The following is a 13,822-nucleotide window of genomic DNA, read 5'->3' on the forward strand; positions in this document are numbered from 1 at the left end:
GGTCAGTCGGCTCCCGCCATGACGGTCTCACAGCGTGTTCCAGGAGTCAGACACGTGCAGCCGGCCGAGCAGATCGGCTGGAAATGCGCTGAGTGCCCATTGCGGTATGCGGCAGGAGTGCTGCCGAATTCGTCCGTTTTCCCACGAGAGGATCAGTCGTGGGCGAAGCGCAGCGTTATCCAGAACAAATGTTCGGTCGGCAATGGCGAAGCCTTCGGCGAAATTGGCCAGGCTTCGTGCATGGCGGCGCCGAACGTCGTCCGGCGGAACCCAGTGTCCACCGTCTGCGACCCGCTGCACGATTCTCGCCATGCACAGATCGGGTTCCGGGACGCCAATGAAGACCAGATTGACCTTGTAGCCGGCGGCCTTTGCGGCCCGCATCAGCGCTAGTTCGCGCTTGCCTGAGAACGTCGTGTCGACCGCGAACGACTCCTGTTCTGCAAGGTGTTTCTCTTGTTCTTCAATGGCGAGTTTCCCGGCCTGGACCGCAGTCACGCCACGCCGAGCCGCGATGGAGTCGGGCGACACCACAGAAATACGGTCGGCAAACCAGCGGTCGGCAACGGTTGTCTTTCCTGCGCCGTTCGGTCCTCCGATGACCCATAGTTGTGGCATGGATCAGAGCCCACGTACGACCGAAATATTGCCGTGCGAATCCACTCGCACCAATTGCTCGCTACCGTCCGGGTTCTTCTTGACCAGGAAGCCGGGATACTCGGGCTTGGCATAGTAAACCGGCCGCCCCTCTGCCAAGTGCTTGTGAGCCGCGGCTTCACCTTGCGTTGCGATGGCCTTTTCGAAATCTGCCGATGTACTAAAGACATCCGAAACGGGCTTTATTGAGACGGGACGCATGCTGCCTCCTTCACGCCAATCGCTAGAGGAGCTTATTTTCGCACAGGGGCACGGCCGTGTTTTGCCCTCCAGACCCGGCAATCTCAATGGCAGTGCTTCTTCCACGCGGACCTGGGGCTAGGGAAATACCCGCCCTCCCTCACTACCGATGCGCAACGCGTTGCATACTGTCCCGCCACGGCCGGAGCCGTGCGAGCCGGGCGGGACAGCCTGGTGGTCGAATCGCCTACGTCGCATCGACACCATACAAAGGAGACAACATGCAACGACGCCAAATCCTGCGCCTCGCCGGCGCGGCCTGGGTGGCGGGTGTGGCCGGCATGCCGGTCGGACGCCTGCACGCCGAGGACTTTCCCACCCGTCCGCTCAAGCTGATCGTGCCCTACGGGGCCGGCGGCATCACCGATCAGATCGGCCGGGCACTGGCCGACGCCGCCGGACGGGAGCTCGGCCAAACGATCATCGTCGAGAACAAGCCTGGGGTCAGCGGCACGCTGGGTGCGACGCAGATGGCGACCAGCGAGCCCGACGGCTATACGCTGACGATGGCGCCGGTGGTGATCTTTCGTCTGCCGCACGTGCAGAAGATGCGCTACGACCCGCTGAAGGATCTGACCTATATCTCGATGATCGCGGACTACAACTTCGCGGTCGCGGTCCGTACCGATGCCAAGTGGAAGACCATGCAGGAGCTGGTGGCCGAGGCCAAGGCGTCCAGCCGCGGCATCAGCTACGGCACCACCGGCATCTACGGCAGCCAGCATCTGACGATCTCGGAACTGGCGCGCATCACGCAATCGAACTGGACGCATGTCCCGTACAAGGGCGACGCCGAGGCCATCACCTCGCTGCTGGGCGGCCAGTGCGACGTCGCGATGCTGACCAACACGCTGCTGCCCTACGTGAAGAACGGCCAATTGCGCGTGCTGGCGGTGCTGTCCGAAAAGCGCGCGCCGGACTTCCCCGATGCGCCGACGCTGAAAGAGATCGGGTATCCGGTCTGGTCCAATTCGCCGTTCGGCATCGTCGGCCCCGCCGGCATGAAGCCCGAAGTCGTGAAGAAGCTCGATACCGCGTTCCGCAATGCGCTGAAGGATCCGAAGCTGCTGGCCGTGACGCAGCAGTACGGCATGTCGACCAACTACATGGGCCCCGAGCAGTACACCGCCTATGCGCAGAAGGCCTTCAAGACCGAGGGGGCGATCATTCAGCGGCTGGCCGAGGCGATGAAGAACCAATAAGGTTCATACCGCTCGTTCGATTCATTCGCCCGCGCCGCGGCCGAGTTCGCGCAGCAGCATCTGCTGCGACTCGGTCAGCGTGCGCAGCCGCGACGGCAGATCGATGGCCACCGTCAGCAGCAGATCACCGGTCTTTTGTTTCGCGCGGTCGTGCAGGCCCATGCCGCGTACGCGGATCACGGTACCGCTGCGCGTCATTGCCGGAATCTCGGCCATCACCGTCTTGCGAAAGCGCACCACCGGCACACGGCCGCCGAGGCAGGCCAGCACGAAGTCGATCTTCAGTTCGCGCGTCAGGTCCAGTCCATCTACGCCGAACACGCGGTCCTTGCGCACGCGGACCTTGCACAGCAGATTGCCGTTGGGGCCGCCGTCGATGCCGGCACCACCCATGCCACGGGCTCGCAGCACCGTGCCGTCGATCACCCCAGGTTTGATCTGCACCCGCAGCGCCTTGTCGACGCGGAGCTTGCCGGTGCCGCCGCAGGCATCGCAGGCAGCCGGCTCGACGCCCCGGCCGGCGCAGCGCTCGCAGGTGCCGTACGCGTTGAACAGGCCGCGCCGCACCTGTCCGGTGCCGCCGCACGGCTTGCAGGGCATCATGCGGATGCCGCGCGCATCGCAGTGCAGGCAATCGACCGTCATCCTGACCCGGGTCGATGCCATGCCGCCCAGCACGGCCGTTTCCAGCGCGATGCTGGTCTCGCACAGATAGTCGACGCCCGTCTTGCCCGGTCCGTGGCGCCGCGGGCCGCCATGGGGCCAGGCTTCGCGCGCGGGACGCGGGCCGCCGGTGCCCCTGCCGTTGCCGGCGCCGTTGCCCGCCCCGTTGGCCGATTTGCCATGCGGCGCGGCGCGCTCGGCATCGTAGGCCATCCGGCGGCCGGCATCCTTGAGCACCGCGAAGGCATGCTGCAATCGCTTGAACCGCTCTTCCGCGCCCTGCGGATCGTCCGGATTGCGGTCCGGATGCCAGCGCATGGCCAGCCGCCGATACGCCTGCCGGATCTCGTCCGCCGTGGCCGTCGGGGCAACGCCTAGGGTCTGGTAGTGGTCATGGTGCGTCACGGGGGCCTTGTGTTCGCCGTCGGCGCAGCCGGCACTGCTGCTGCGCTACCTGTTCAGCCGGCACATCGAAGGGATAACGGCATGCCGCGGGCAAACTGTAGGGCATAGAATGAGGCCCGCTTTCCGAACCCTTCATCCAACCGTCACCGAGGCGTCATCGAACGCCGCCCCCTGTCATGGAGTTTCGCCATCTGCGCTATTTCCTCGTGCTGGCCGACGAGCTGCATTTCGGCCGGGCGGCGCGCCGCCTGTCGATCTCGCAGCCGCCGCTGTCGCTGAACATCCAGCAGCTCGAAGCCTCGGTCGGCGCCCGTCTGTTCGAGCGCGACAGCAAGGGGGTACGCCTGACCGCGGCCGGCCGGGCCTTTCGCGAATCGGCCACCGCGCTGCTGGCGCAGGCCGAGGAGGCGCGATTGCTGGCCCGGCAGATCGAAGCCGGAGCCGTGGGCAGACTGCGCGTCGGTTTCGTCGGGTCGATGCTGTATCGGGGCCTGCCGCAGAAGCTGCAGCAGTTCGAGGCCGACCAGCCCGGCATCCAGATCGCGCTGACCGAGCTCAATTCGCAGGAACAGATCGAGGCGCTGCTGCACGGGCAGCTGGACGTCGGCTTCATCCATACCAGCCGCGTGCCGGACGAGCTGGCCGCGCGGCTGATCCACAGCGAGCCCTTCGTCTGCTGCATGCCGGCCGGCCATCGGTTGGCCACCCGCCGCAACACTGGCCGCACCGTCGCGCTGACCGAACTGCGCGGCGAGCCCTTCGTGCTGTTCTCGCGCAAGGCCTCGCCCGATTACTACGCGCGCATCGTCGACATGTGCGCGGCCGAGGGCTTCTACCCGCAGATCCGACACGAGGTCCGCCACTGGCTGTCGGTGGTGTCGCTGGTCTCGCAGGGGATGGGCGTGGCGGTGGTGCCGGCGGCCTTGCGGCATTCGGCGCTGGCCGGCGCGGCGTTCCGGCCGCTGAAGCACAGCACGGTGCCGTCGGAGGTCTATTGCGTGTGGAAGGCGGCGCCGGACCATCCCGCACGCGATCGCTTCGTCGGCATCTTTCCTGCGCCAGCGGCCGCGCGGCCGCGCAGCGCCTAGCGCGCCGACGCCTCGCGATACGCGCGGATGCGCTCGCGCAAACCCGGGCGCGCGGCCGACTGGACCAGCGCGGCCAGCTGCCTGGCGAGTTCGCCATCGGAGACGCGCGAGGCCGCGTGGATCGCGGCCTGCGTATCGCTGTCGAGGCGGCGTGCCTGACGGGCCAACACCTCCAGTGCGGTGTCGGGCTTGCCGTGTTCGTCCACCTCGAAGTGTCGCAAGGCCAGGCCCGCAGCGAGCGCCGTATCGGCATCGACCGTCGCGCCGGCGCCGATCCATTGGCGCGCGAGCGCGGGACCCACGCGGGCAGAAAGCCGCGCCGTGCCCAGCACCAGGCCAAAGGCCGCACCGGGGAACGCGAAGCGGCTGTCATCGGCGACCCAGCATTGTTCGCACGCCACCGCCAGATCGGCGCCGGCGCCCATGGCACGCCCCTGGACCCGTGCCACGGTGGTGAACGGCGCCGTGTAGACGGCCTGCAGCATCAGCTCGACGCGGACGAAGCGGGCCAGCAGCGTGTCGTCGGTTTCGCTGTCGAGGTCGCCCAGATCGAAGCCGGTGCAGAAGTGCTTGCCCGCGCCTTCGATCAGCAGCAGCCGCGTGCCATCGCGATGACAGGCGAGCACCGCATCGTGCAGTCCCTGCACCAGTTCCGCCGACAAGGCGTTGCCGCGTTGCGGACGATTCAGCGTCAGCCGGGTGATATCGCCTTGCCGATCGACCAGCAGCGGCGGCGGCGCCAGGCTGGGCATCGACGACGCCGTGTCAGACATCGGGAGCGGCCCACAGATTCGGCGCGAAGCGGTTGGCATAGCCGGAAATGAATTCCTTCGGCGCGCCGGTCGCCGGATCGAAGACATGGCGGCGGATGCGGCCGATATTGCCGCCATACAGATGGACGCTGACGGAGACGCGGTCGTCGAAGGCGTTGCGCACGCGGTGGATATCGCCCAGCGAAGGCGACACCGCCGCCACCTGTCCGGCTTCGAGGCGGGTTTCCCCGCCGTCCTGGTGCATGCCGTCGCCATCGCGCCGATAACGGATGTCGATCTCCGCGCCGCGCAGCACGCCGATCCAGCCCCACACCGTGTGGTCGTGTACCGGCGTCTGCTGGCCCGGACCCCAGACGAAGCTGACCACCGAGAAGCGATCGAGCGGATCGCCGTACAACAGGTATTGCTGGTAATAGGTCGGATGCGGCTGCGCCAGTGCGTCGGGCAGCCAGTCGTCGCGGGCGACCAGCGCCTGCAGCAAGGGACGGGTGCCTTCGAGCAAGGCGGCCTCGTCGCGGTTTGGCCCCTCGATCAGCGACGTGACGCCGGCGACGAAGGTCCGCAGCGGCTCGATGGTGCGGGTCATGGCGTGTTCTCCTGCGTTTGTTGCTGCGCTTGCTTCTGCGCTTGCTTCTGCGTTTGCTCCTGCGCTTGCTTTTGCTCCTGCACGGCGCCGCCGGCATCAGCGGCGCGAATTGCCTCGGTATGCTCGCCAAGCCCAGGCGGCGGCCGGCGCACCGGCAAACCCATGCCGTCCAGGCGCAGCGGCGAGACGAAGGTCCGCGTCGCCACGCCGCCCGGCAGCGTCAGCGGACGCACCCACTGCATATGCTCGACCTGCGGATCCTGCAACGCGGCGGCATAGTCGTTGATGCGCGCATGCGGCACGCCGGCGGCCTGGAAGGCGGCGATCCAGTGCTCGACGCCGGCGCGGGCAAAGCGCTGCTCCAGCAGATCCTTCAACGCGGTCTGGTTGGCGGCGCGATCGCGCGTGGTGATAAAGCGCGAATCCCCGGCCAGCTCCGGCATCTGCACCACGCGCACGACTTCCAGCCACAGCTTCTGGTTGCCGGCCGCGATCGCGAAGTAACCGTCGGCGGCGCGGAACGCCTGGTACGGCGCGTTGCGCGGATGCGCCGAGCCCAGCTTGGCCGGGCTGCGGCCGGTGCCGAAGTACTCGCTGGTCTGCAGCGCGGCGATGCCCAGCGTGCAGCCATACATCGGCACATCGATATGCATGCCGGCGCCGCCTGCCCGCACACGGGCCAGCGCGCTGGCGATGGCAAACGCCCCGTACAGGCCGGATGCAAAGTCGGCCAGCGGCACGCCGCATTTGACTGGCGCGCCGTCCGGCTCGCCGGTCACGCTCATCACGCCGGCGGCGGCCTGGATCGTCAGGTCGAAGCCGCCCTCGGTGGCGCGCGGCCCGCTCTGGCCGTAGGCCGACACCGAGCAATAGACGAGGCCCGGATGGTCCTCGCGCAGGCTCGCATAGCCCAGGCCCAGGCGATCCATCACGCCGGGCCGGTTGTTCTCGACCACCACGTCGGCCTCGAGCATCAGCCGGCGCGCCAGCGCGACGTCTTCCGGCTGCTTCAGGTTCAGCACGACCGAGCGCTTGTTGCGGTTCAGCGAGGCGAAGTTCTCGGAGAAACCGGCCGAAATCGGCGGCCATTGCCGCAGCGTATCGCCGTCGGGCGGCTCGATCTTGACGACGTCGGCGCCCATGTCGGCCAGCAACATGCCGCAGAACGGCCCTGCGGCGACGGTGCAGAACTCCAATACCTTGACGCCGGCGAGCGGCAGGTCCTTCTCGTTCAGATCGGGCATGACGATGGCAGCGATGGGTGGTGGCGGTTGGCAAAAGGCCGCCCCGGCGGCCGGCTTGCGGGCGGCGGGGCATGCGAGGCATTATATGAACGTGCCGGAATACGGGACAACGGTTCCGTATTTGAGAACACGCCGCCAGTGGAGGCGCTGCCCTCTCCCCCGCCCCTCTCCCGCAAGCGGGAGAGGGGCGCCGATGGCAGATGTCCGTCGCCAGATTCCTCGCTCCCCTCTCTCGCGCGCGGGAGAGGGGCTGGGGGAGAAGGCAAACCCGCGTGAGCGCCCAGCGATACCAGCAAACATGAACAACACCCTGATCAAAGGCCTCGGCATCGTCGAGCTGCTGGCCCATAGCGACCGGCCGCTGGGGCTGACCGAGATCGCCAACCGGCTCGGCATGGCCAAGAGCAATGTCCATCGGCTGCTGCAGGCGCTGACCGAGCTTCGCTATGTGATTCGCGACGAGGCCACCGCCACCTACAGCGCCTCGATCAAGCTGTGGGAGCTGGGCTCCGCGGTGCTGGGGCGGCTCGATCTGCGCCGTCACGCCGAAGGATGGATGGAACGGCTGATGAACGACAGCGGCGAAAGCGTCCACCTGTCGGTGCTCGACCGTGGCGAGGTCGTCTACGTGCACAAGATCGACAGCCTCAATCCGGTCCGCGCCTATACGCAGATCGGCGGCCGCGCGCTGGCGCACTGCGTGGCGACCGGCAAGGCCATGTTGGCATTCCAGCCGACCGTCGTGCTGCAGCGGATGTCGACGGCCCTCGAAGGCGCCACCGCCAACTCGATCGTCGAACCGGCGCGCTTCCTGCAGGAGATGGAGAAGGTGCGGCGGCAGGGTTATGCCGTCAATCGCGGCGAATGGCGCGAGTCGGTCCACGGCGTCGCCGCGCCGATCGTCGACGGCCATGGCCAGGTATTCGCCGCGGTGGGCCTGTCCGGGCCGGCGGAACGCTTCAAGCCGCAGAAGGTGCGCACCTTCGCCGAGATGGTCCAGCATGCCGCCGCCGAGATTTCGGCCAGCCTGCGCGGCGGGCACCGGCACAGCGCGCTGGCGCTGGCCACGCGCGGCATGGTGACGGCAGGGCGTTGAGCCGTGCGCCAGCGCGCATTCCCCCCATTGGCAGGGGTCCAGCGCACCCGAGTGTTCCGCGGAAGCCACAACCGCGCCGGATTGGTGCAGCGCGCATAGGCCGCCCGTAGATTCACCTTATAATGCCGCCACCTGGCCGACATCGAACGGACTTACCCAGTTCTCACCGGTGCGGAGGGCAGGCGGGCGATTGGCCTGCGCAATAACAAGAACGTGGTCATGTAGTGCCCTTTCAGGCCTGAGCCGCGGTCGTGCATGCGCGCCCCGACCAGCCTGTCAAAGTCGCCGGGGAGTTCTTCGATTTTGCGCACGTCCAAGGCCCGCGCCTGGATGATTCGAACAAACACGATCGAGGAGCTCCCAATGAAGCATTCCCGTCTTACCTCCCTTTCTCTCGCCGCCGCGCTGGTCACCTTCGGTGCCGTCGCGCAAGCGGAAACCGTCAAGATCGCCATCGCGGGTCCGATGAGCGGCTCGGTCGCGCAGTACGGCGACATGGTCAAGGCGGGCGCGCTGACCGCCATCGAGCAGATCAACGCGGCCGGCGGCGCCGGCGGCAACAAGCTCGAAGTCGTGCTGATGGACGATGCCTGCGAACCCAAGCAGGCCGTCGCGGTCGCCAACAAGATCGTCAGCCAGGGCATCCGCTATGTGATCGGCCACGTCTGCTCGGGCTCGACCATTCCCGCCGCCGACATCTACGAGAACGAGGGCGTCGTGATGGTCACGCCGTCGGCCACCGCGCCGCAGCTAACCGAAGGCAAGAAGCGCAAGATGATCTTCCGCACGATCGGCCGCGACGACCAGCAGGGTCCGGCCGCCGCGCAGTACATCATCGGCAAGGTCAAGCCCAAGAAGGTTGCCGTGCTGCACGACAAGCAGTCGTACGGCCAGGGCATCGCCGCCTCGGTGCGCAAGGACCTGGAAGCGGCCAAGATCCCCGTGGTGCTGTTCGAAGGCATCAACGCCGGCGATTCGGACTACTCGGCGGTGATCACCAAGCTGAAGTCGCAGGGCGTGGACTTCGTCTACTTCGGCGGCTATCACCCGGAAATGGGCCTGCTGCTGCGCCAGGCGCGCGAGCAGGGCGTCAAGGCGACGTTCATGGGACCGGAAGGCGTCGGCAACAAGGACGTCACCGCGATCGCCGGCCCGTCTTCGGAAGGCATGCTGGTCACGCTGCCGGCCGACTTCTCGGCCGATCCGGCCAACGCGGCGCTGGTCAAGGCCTTTGCCGACAAGAAGCGCGATCCGAACGGCCCGTTCCAGATGCCGGCCTACGCGGGCGTCAAGATCATTGCCGACGCGATCGCGGGCGCCAAGAGCACCGATCCGACCAAGGTCGCGGCGTACATGCACAAGAACGCCTTCCAGACCCCGATCGGCAAGGTGGAATACGACGCGCAAGGCGACCTCAAGTCGTTCAAGTTCGTTGTCTTCACCTGGCACAAGGACGCCACCAAGACGGCCGCCAACTGATCGCCGGCGCGGTCCGTGCCAACGCCCCGTTCGTCGCCGAACGGGGCGTTTTGATATCCCGGGCCGCTTCGATCGCGCCCCTGCCTGCGCGGCAGGGGCCCGCCGCGACAGCACGCCGGCTTCACCGATGCGGGCCGACCACGCCCGCCCCCCGGCCGACGTGCAGTACAGACGGGACGTACCCATGAACGAATTCCTACCTCAATTCACCCAGCAGCTGGTCAACGGCCTGACGCTGGGTGCGATCTATGCGCTGATCGCCATCGGCTACACGATGGTCTACGGCATCATCGGCATGATCAATTTCGCCCACGGCGAGATCTACATGATCGGCGCCTATGTGGGCCTGGTAACGCTGACGGCCATCGGGGTCGCGGCCGGCTATCCGCTGCCGCTGGTGCTCGGCGCCGCGCTGCTGGTGTCGGTGATCGTCACCGGCCTGTACGGCTTCGCGGTCGAGCGGGTCGCCTACCGGCCGCTGCGCGGCGGACCGCGGCTGGTGCCCCTGATCTCCGCGATCGGCATGTCGATCTTCCTGCAGAACTACGTGCAGATCGGCCAGGGCGCACGCGACGTGTCGGTGCCGGTGCTGATCAGCGGCGCACTCGAACTCCAGATGGGCGGCGATTTCACGGTGACCGTGCCGTATTCGCGCCTGCTGATCGTCGGCGTGACGCTGGTGCTGATGATCGCGCTGACGCTGTTCATCGGCCACTCGCGCATGGGCCGCGCCTGCCGCGCCTGCGCCGAGGACATGCGCATGGCCAATCTGCTGGGCATCGATACCAACCGCGTGATCTCCTTCACCTTCGTGCTGGGCGCGATGCTGGCCGCCGCGGGCGGCGTGCTGATCGGCCTGAGCATCGGCAAGCTGAACCCCTTCATCGGCTTCGTTGCCGGCATCAAGGCCTTCACGGCCGCCGTGCTGGGCGGCATCGGCAGCATTCCGGGCGCGATGCTCGGCGGCGTGCTGCTGGGCCTGGCCGAGACCTTCGCCTCCGGCTATATGCCGGCCGAGTACAAGGACGTGGTCGCGTTCGCCCTGCTGGTGCTGATCCTGCTGTTCCGTCCCACCGGCCTGCTCGGCAAGCCGGATGTGGAAAAAGTCTGAGGACCGCGCCATGAACTCCTCCATTTCGATGACGCAATCGCTGAAGAACGCCGTTTCGGCGGCGGTGCTGACCGCCATCCTGACGATCCCCATCCTTGGCCTGCAGCTCAAGCTCGAGGGCTATCGCGTGGTGCTCGAACCGCACTGGCGCCCCGTCTGGATCGCGGTGGCGGCGGTGTTCCTGTTCCAGCTGTTCAAGCCGCTGATCCACCGCACCACCTCGGCGGTCAAGCTGCCGGCGCTGCCCGCGCTCGCACCGGGGCAGCAGCGCGCCGCGGTCTGGGTGCTGCTGGCGGTCGGCCTGATCTGGCCGTTCTTCGGCTCGCGCGGCGCGGTCGACGTGGCCACGCTGGCGCTGATCTACGTGATGCTGGGCCTGGGTCTGAACATCGTGGTCGGCTTTGCCGGCCTGCTCGACCTCGGCTATGTCGGCTTCTACGCGGTGGGCGGCTACACCTATGCGCTGCTGAACCAGGCCTTCGGGCTGTCGTTCTGGGAATGCCTGCCGATCTCGGCCGGCATGGCCGCGCTGTTCGGCTTCCTGCTGGGCTTTCCGGTGCTGCGCCTGCGCGGCGACTATCTGGCGATCGTCACGCTGGGCTTCGGCGAGATCATCCGCCAGCTGCTGAACAATCTGACCAGCCTGACCGGCGGTCCGGACGGCATCTATGGCATCCCGAAGCCGACCGTGTTCGGCATCCCGATGACCCGCAGCGCCGGCGAAGATGGCGCCCGCACCTTCCACGATCTGTTCGGCCTGGACTACAGCGGCGAACACATGGTGATCTTCCTGTACCTGCTGGCGCTGCTGCTGGTCGGCGTGACGCTGTTCGTCACCAGCCGGCTGATCCGCATGCCGATGGGGCGCGCCTGGGAGGCGCTGCGCGAGGACGAGATCGCCTGCCGCTCGCTGGGTCTGAATCCCACCCGCATCAAGCTGTCGGCCTTCACGCTGGGCGCGACCTTCGCGGGACTGGCCGGCGCGTTCTTCGCCGCGCGCCAGGGCCTGGTCAATCCCGAATCGTTCACCTTCATCGAGTCCGCGCTGATCCTGGCCGTGGTGGTGCTCGGCGGCATGGGCTCGCAGCTGGGCGTGATCATCGCCGCGATCCTGCTGACGGTGCTGCCCGAGGTCGCGCGCGGCTTCGCCGAATACCGGATGCTGCTGTTCGGCCTGGTGATGGTGCTGATGATGATGTGGCGCCCGCAGGGCCTGTTGCCCGCCAGCCGCCCGCACGTGGAGTTGCCGCAATGAGTGCACAAAGCACAGAACTGTTGAAAGTGTCGGGCCTGCAGATGCGCTTCGGCGGCCTGCTGGCGGTGGACGGCATCGACTTCAGCGTCCGCAACGACGAGGTGTTCGCCATCATCGGCCCGAACGGCGCGGGGAAGACCACCGTCTTCAACTGTGTCGGCGGCTTCTACAAGCCCACCGCGGGCGAGGTGATGCTGGATGACCGGCCCATCGCCGGCCTGCCGAGCCATATCGTGGCGCGCCAGGGCCTGGTTCGCACGTTCCAGAACATCCGCCTGTTCAAGAACCTGACGGTGGTGGAGAACCTGCTGGTAGCGCAGCATCGCCGCGTCAAGGCGGGGCTGCTGCACGGGCTGTTCGCCACGCCCGCCTATCGCCGCGCCGAGCGCGAGGCGCTGGAGCGCGCCGCCGAATGGCTCGACCGCATGGGCCTGCGCGCGGTAGCCAACCGCGAGGCCGGCACGCTGTCGTACGGCCATCAGCGCCGGCTCGAGATCGCCCGCTGCATGATCACGCAGCCGCGCCTGCTGATGCTGGACGAGCCCGCCGCCGGTCTGAACCCGCAGGAAAAGACCGAGCTGAAGATGCTGATCGATCAGCTGCGGCGCGAGTTCGGCATCGCCGTGCTGCTGATCGAGCATGACATGAGCCTGGTGATGGGCGTGTCCGACCGCATCCTGGTGATGGAGCACGGCCGCCCGATCACCATCGGCAAACCCGAGGACGTGCGCAACGACCCGCGCGTGATCAAGGCATACCTGGGAGAGGACTGATGCTGAAGCTGGAACAGGTCCATACCCATTACGGCGCCGTCGAGGCGTTGTGTGGCGTATCGATCGAGGTCAACCAGGGTGAGATCGTCACGCTGATCGGCAGCAACGGCGCGGGAAAGACCACGCTGATAATGACGATCTGCGGCAGCCCGCGCGCCTCCAGCGGGCGCGTGCTGTTCGAAGGCCGCGACATCACCGGCTGCTCGACGCACGAGATCATGCGCATGGGCATGGCGATCTCGCCCGAGGGGCGGCGCGTGTTCCCCAGCCTGACCGTGCTGGAGAACCTGAAGATGGGCGCGTTCTTCGCCAGGCGCGACGAGATCGAGGCGGGCATCGCCCATGTGTTCAAGCTGTTCCCGCGGCTGGAGCAGCGCGCCTCGCAGCGCGCCGGCACGATGTCGGGCGGCGAGCAGCAGATGCTGGCGATCGGCCGCGCGCTGATGAGCCGCCCGCGCCTGCTGCTGCTGGACGAGCCGACGCTCGGTCTCGCACCGATGATCATCGCGCAGATCTTCGACATCATCCGCACCATCCGCGAGGAAGGCGTGACGGTGTTCCTGGTCGAGCAGAACGCCAACAAGGCGCTGCAGGTAGCCGACCGCGGCTATGTGCTGGAAACCGGCAAGGTGGTGCTGGCCGACACCGGCGCGAACCTGCTGGCCAACGACCAGGTGCGCAGCGCCTATCTGGGCGGCTGAGCGGGGCAACGACACGGCCCGGCCAGCGCAGCCCCGCAACGGCTGCGTTGGCCGGGCCGCTCTTCTTTTTCGCCCAGTATTTGCGCTCTTCTTGCGGCACCCCACGCCAGTACGGCACATCGAGCGTGATCATATGCAGTACAATGCAAACGATTCTCATCTACGCTCGCTGATTCATCACTAAGCAAGCGGTCAGGTAGTGCCGGCGCCACGCCGGAAACCCGCCCGCGGGACCAAAGCTCATGCGCTTGTCAGATTTGCCGCGGCGCACCGCGGCCATCGTACTGTCGGTCGACGACAGCACCCCGAACGATCCCATCGCCCGACGCCTGCGCGAACTCGGCTTCGTGCCCGGCGAGGCCGTGCAGATCATCACCTTCGGACCGTTCGGCAAGGACCCGCTGGTCGCCCAGGTCGGCAGCACGCGCTTCGCGCTGCGCCGCGCCGAAGCCGCCCGCGTGACGGTGCAGCCCGAGGGCGCAGCCACCGGCAATCCGACCGCTGCGGCCGATACCGCTCGTACCGCGTGAAGCGGACCGATTCGAATTA

Annotated in this window: 15 protein-coding genes; 9 read left to right on the forward strand and 6 right to left on the reverse strand. The window is 67.2% G+C overall.

The features are described from left to right. Window positions 1-27: 27 nt before the first annotated feature. Complete coding sequence (locus HTY53_RS09270) at window positions 28-618, reverse strand: AAA family ATPase (RefSeq protein ID WP_174106198.1); 591 nt, start codon at window positions 616-618, stop codon at window positions 28-30. Window positions 619-621: 3 nt separating this feature from the next. Further along, the gene (locus tag HTY53_RS09275; RefSeq protein WP_082928364.1) at window positions 622-858 is read right to left on the reverse strand and encodes a hypothetical protein; all 237 of its coding nucleotides are present in this window, start codon (window positions 856-858) and stop codon (window positions 622-624) included. Between the two features lie 260 nt (window positions 859-1,118). Between HTY53_RS09275 and HTY53_RS09280 the strand changes: the two genes are divergently transcribed. Next, window positions 1,119-2,099: a tripartite tricarboxylate transporter substrate binding protein gene (locus HTY53_RS09280; RefSeq protein WP_174106199.1), complete on the forward strand. Its 981-nt coding sequence runs from the start codon at window positions 1,119-1,121 to the stop codon at window positions 2,097-2,099. Between the two features lie 21 nt (window positions 2,100-2,120). On the opposite strand, the gene HTY53_RS24760 is transcribed toward HTY53_RS09280, so the two are convergent. After that, window positions 2,121-3,167, reverse strand: a complete 1,047-nt coding sequence (locus HTY53_RS24760; RefSeq protein ID WP_174106200.1) for a DnaJ C-terminal domain-containing protein — start codon at window positions 3,165-3,167, stop codon at window positions 2,121-2,123. Between the two features lie 176 nt (window positions 3,168-3,343). On the opposite strand from HTY53_RS24760, the gene HTY53_RS09290 reads away from it, so the two are divergent. After that, window positions 3,344-4,255: a LysR substrate-binding domain-containing protein gene (locus tag HTY53_RS09290; protein WP_174106201.1), complete on the forward strand. Its 912-nt coding sequence runs from the start codon at window positions 3,344-3,346 to the stop codon at window positions 4,253-4,255. Here HTY53_RS09290 and HTY53_RS09295 read toward each other — a convergent pair. From HTY53_RS09295 to HTY53_RS09305, 3 genes are read right to left on the reverse strand one after another with little or no spacing between them, the layout of a single operon-like run. Next, on the reverse strand, window positions 4,252-5,007 hold the full coding sequence (locus HTY53_RS09295) for an enoyl-CoA hydratase/isomerase family protein (protein WP_174106202.1): 756 nt from the start codon (window positions 5,005-5,007) through the stop codon (window positions 4,252-4,254). The two genes, HTY53_RS09290 and HTY53_RS09295, sit on opposite strands and share 4 nt — an antisense overlap. Before the next feature lie 13 nt (window positions 5,008-5,020). Continuing rightward, complete coding sequence (locus tag HTY53_RS09300) at window positions 5,021-5,614, reverse strand: cysteine dioxygenase (RefSeq protein ID WP_174106203.1); 594 nt, start codon at window positions 5,612-5,614, stop codon at window positions 5,021-5,023. After that, window positions 5,611-6,858, reverse strand: a complete 1,248-nt coding sequence (locus HTY53_RS09305; protein WP_174106204.1) for a CaiB/BaiF CoA transferase family protein — start codon at window positions 6,856-6,858, stop codon at window positions 5,611-5,613. The genes HTY53_RS09300 and HTY53_RS09305 overlap by 4 nt, the downstream gene beginning before the upstream one ends. A gap of 298 nt (window positions 6,859-7,156) precedes the next feature. On the opposite strand from HTY53_RS09305, the gene HTY53_RS09310 reads away from it, so the two are divergent. From HTY53_RS09310 to HTY53_RS09340, 7 genes are all read left to right on the forward strand, one after another. Further along, window positions 7,157-7,954, forward strand: a complete 798-nt coding sequence (locus HTY53_RS09310; RefSeq protein ID WP_174106205.1) for an IclR family transcriptional regulator — start codon at window positions 7,157-7,159, stop codon at window positions 7,952-7,954. A gap of 363 nt (window positions 7,955-8,317) precedes the next feature. After that, window positions 8,318-9,433, forward strand: a complete 1,116-nt coding sequence (locus tag HTY53_RS09315) for a branched-chain amino acid ABC transporter substrate-binding protein (RefSeq protein WP_174106206.1) — start codon at window positions 8,318-8,320, stop codon at window positions 9,431-9,433. Window positions 9,434-9,617: 184 nt separating this feature from the next. Then, window positions 9,618-10,544 (forward strand): high-affinity branched-chain amino acid ABC transporter permease LivH, encoded by a 927-nt coding sequence (gene livH, locus HTY53_RS09320; RefSeq protein WP_174106207.1) that lies wholly within the window; start codon window positions 9,618-9,620, stop codon window positions 10,542-10,544. A gap of 10 nt (window positions 10,545-10,554) precedes the next feature. Further along, window positions 10,555-11,799, forward strand: a complete 1,245-nt coding sequence (locus HTY53_RS09325; protein WP_371557872.1) for a high-affinity branched-chain amino acid ABC transporter permease LivM — start codon at window positions 10,555-10,557, stop codon at window positions 11,797-11,799. Next, window positions 11,796-12,572: a high-affinity branched-chain amino acid ABC transporter ATP-binding protein LivG gene (gene livG, locus HTY53_RS09330; RefSeq protein WP_174106209.1), complete on the forward strand. Its 777-nt coding sequence runs from the start codon at window positions 11,796-11,798 to the stop codon at window positions 12,570-12,572. The genes HTY53_RS09325 and livG overlap by 4 nt, the downstream gene beginning before the upstream one ends. After that, window positions 12,572-13,273, forward strand: coding sequence for an ABC transporter ATP-binding protein (locus HTY53_RS09335; RefSeq protein WP_174106210.1), 702 nt, complete (start codon window positions 12,572-12,574; stop codon window positions 13,271-13,273). The genes livG and HTY53_RS09335 overlap by 1 nt, the downstream gene beginning before the upstream one ends. Before the next feature lie 242 nt (window positions 13,274-13,515). Continuing rightward, on the forward strand, window positions 13,516-13,803 hold the full coding sequence (locus HTY53_RS09340) for a FeoA family protein (protein ID WP_174106211.1): 288 nt from the start codon (window positions 13,516-13,518) through the stop codon (window positions 13,801-13,803). Window positions 13,804-13,822 lie beyond the last annotated feature (19 nt).

The organism is Cupriavidus gilardii (assembly GCF_013314895.1).
In the GTDB taxonomy this organism is placed as follows: Bacteria; Pseudomonadota; Gammaproteobacteria; order Burkholderiales; family Burkholderiaceae; genus Cupriavidus; species Cupriavidus gilardii_C.

Bases quoted from the DNA above. Each gene is read 5' to 3' on its own strand.
- HTY53_RS09300 (WP_174106203.1), bottom strand. From the start codon at position 5,614: ATGACCCGCACCATCGAGCCGCTGCGGACCTTCGTCGCCGGCGTCACG.
- HTY53_RS09270 (WP_174106198.1), bottom strand. From the start codon at position 618: ATGCCACAACTATGGGTCATCGGAGGACCGAACGGCGCAGGAAAGACA.
- HTY53_RS09315 (WP_174106206.1), top strand. From the start codon at position 8,318: ATGAAGCATTCCCGTCTTACCTCCCTTTCTCTCGCCGCCGCGCTGGTC.
- HTY53_RS09290 (WP_174106201.1), top strand. From the start codon at position 3,344: ATGGAGTTTCGCCATCTGCGCTATTTCCTCGTGCTGGCCGACGAGCTG.
- HTY53_RS09295 (WP_174106202.1), bottom strand. From the start codon at position 5,007: ATGCCCAGCCTGGCGCCGCCGCCGCTGCTGGTCGATCGGCAAGGCGAT.
- HTY53_RS09340 (WP_174106211.1), top strand. From the start codon at position 13,516: ATGCGCTTGTCAGATTTGCCGCGGCGCACCGCGGCCATCGTACTGTCG.
- HTY53_RS09305 (WP_174106204.1), bottom strand. From the start codon at position 6,858: ATGCCCGATCTGAACGAGAAGGACCTGCCGCTCGCCGGCGTCAAGGTA.
- HTY53_RS09275 (WP_082928364.1), bottom strand. From the start codon at position 858: ATGCGTCCCGTCTCAATAAAGCCCGTTTCGGATGTCTTTAGTACATCG.
- HTY53_RS09335 (WP_174106210.1), top strand. From the start codon at position 12,572: ATGCTGAAGCTGGAACAGGTCCATACCCATTACGGCGCCGTCGAGGCG.
- HTY53_RS09325 (WP_371557872.1), top strand. From the start codon at position 10,555: ATGAACTCCTCCATTTCGATGACGCAATCGCTGAAGAACGCCGTTTCG.
- livG (WP_174106209.1), top strand. From the start codon at position 11,796: ATGAGTGCACAAAGCACAGAACTGTTGAAAGTGTCGGGCCTGCAGATG.
- livH (WP_174106207.1), top strand. From the start codon at position 9,618: ATGAACGAATTCCTACCTCAATTCACCCAGCAGCTGGTCAACGGCCTG.
- HTY53_RS09280 (WP_174106199.1), top strand. From the start codon at position 1,119: ATGCAACGACGCCAAATCCTGCGCCTCGCCGGCGCGGCCTGGGTGGCG.
- HTY53_RS09310 (WP_174106205.1), top strand. From the start codon at position 7,157: ATGAACAACACCCTGATCAAAGGCCTCGGCATCGTCGAGCTGCTGGCC.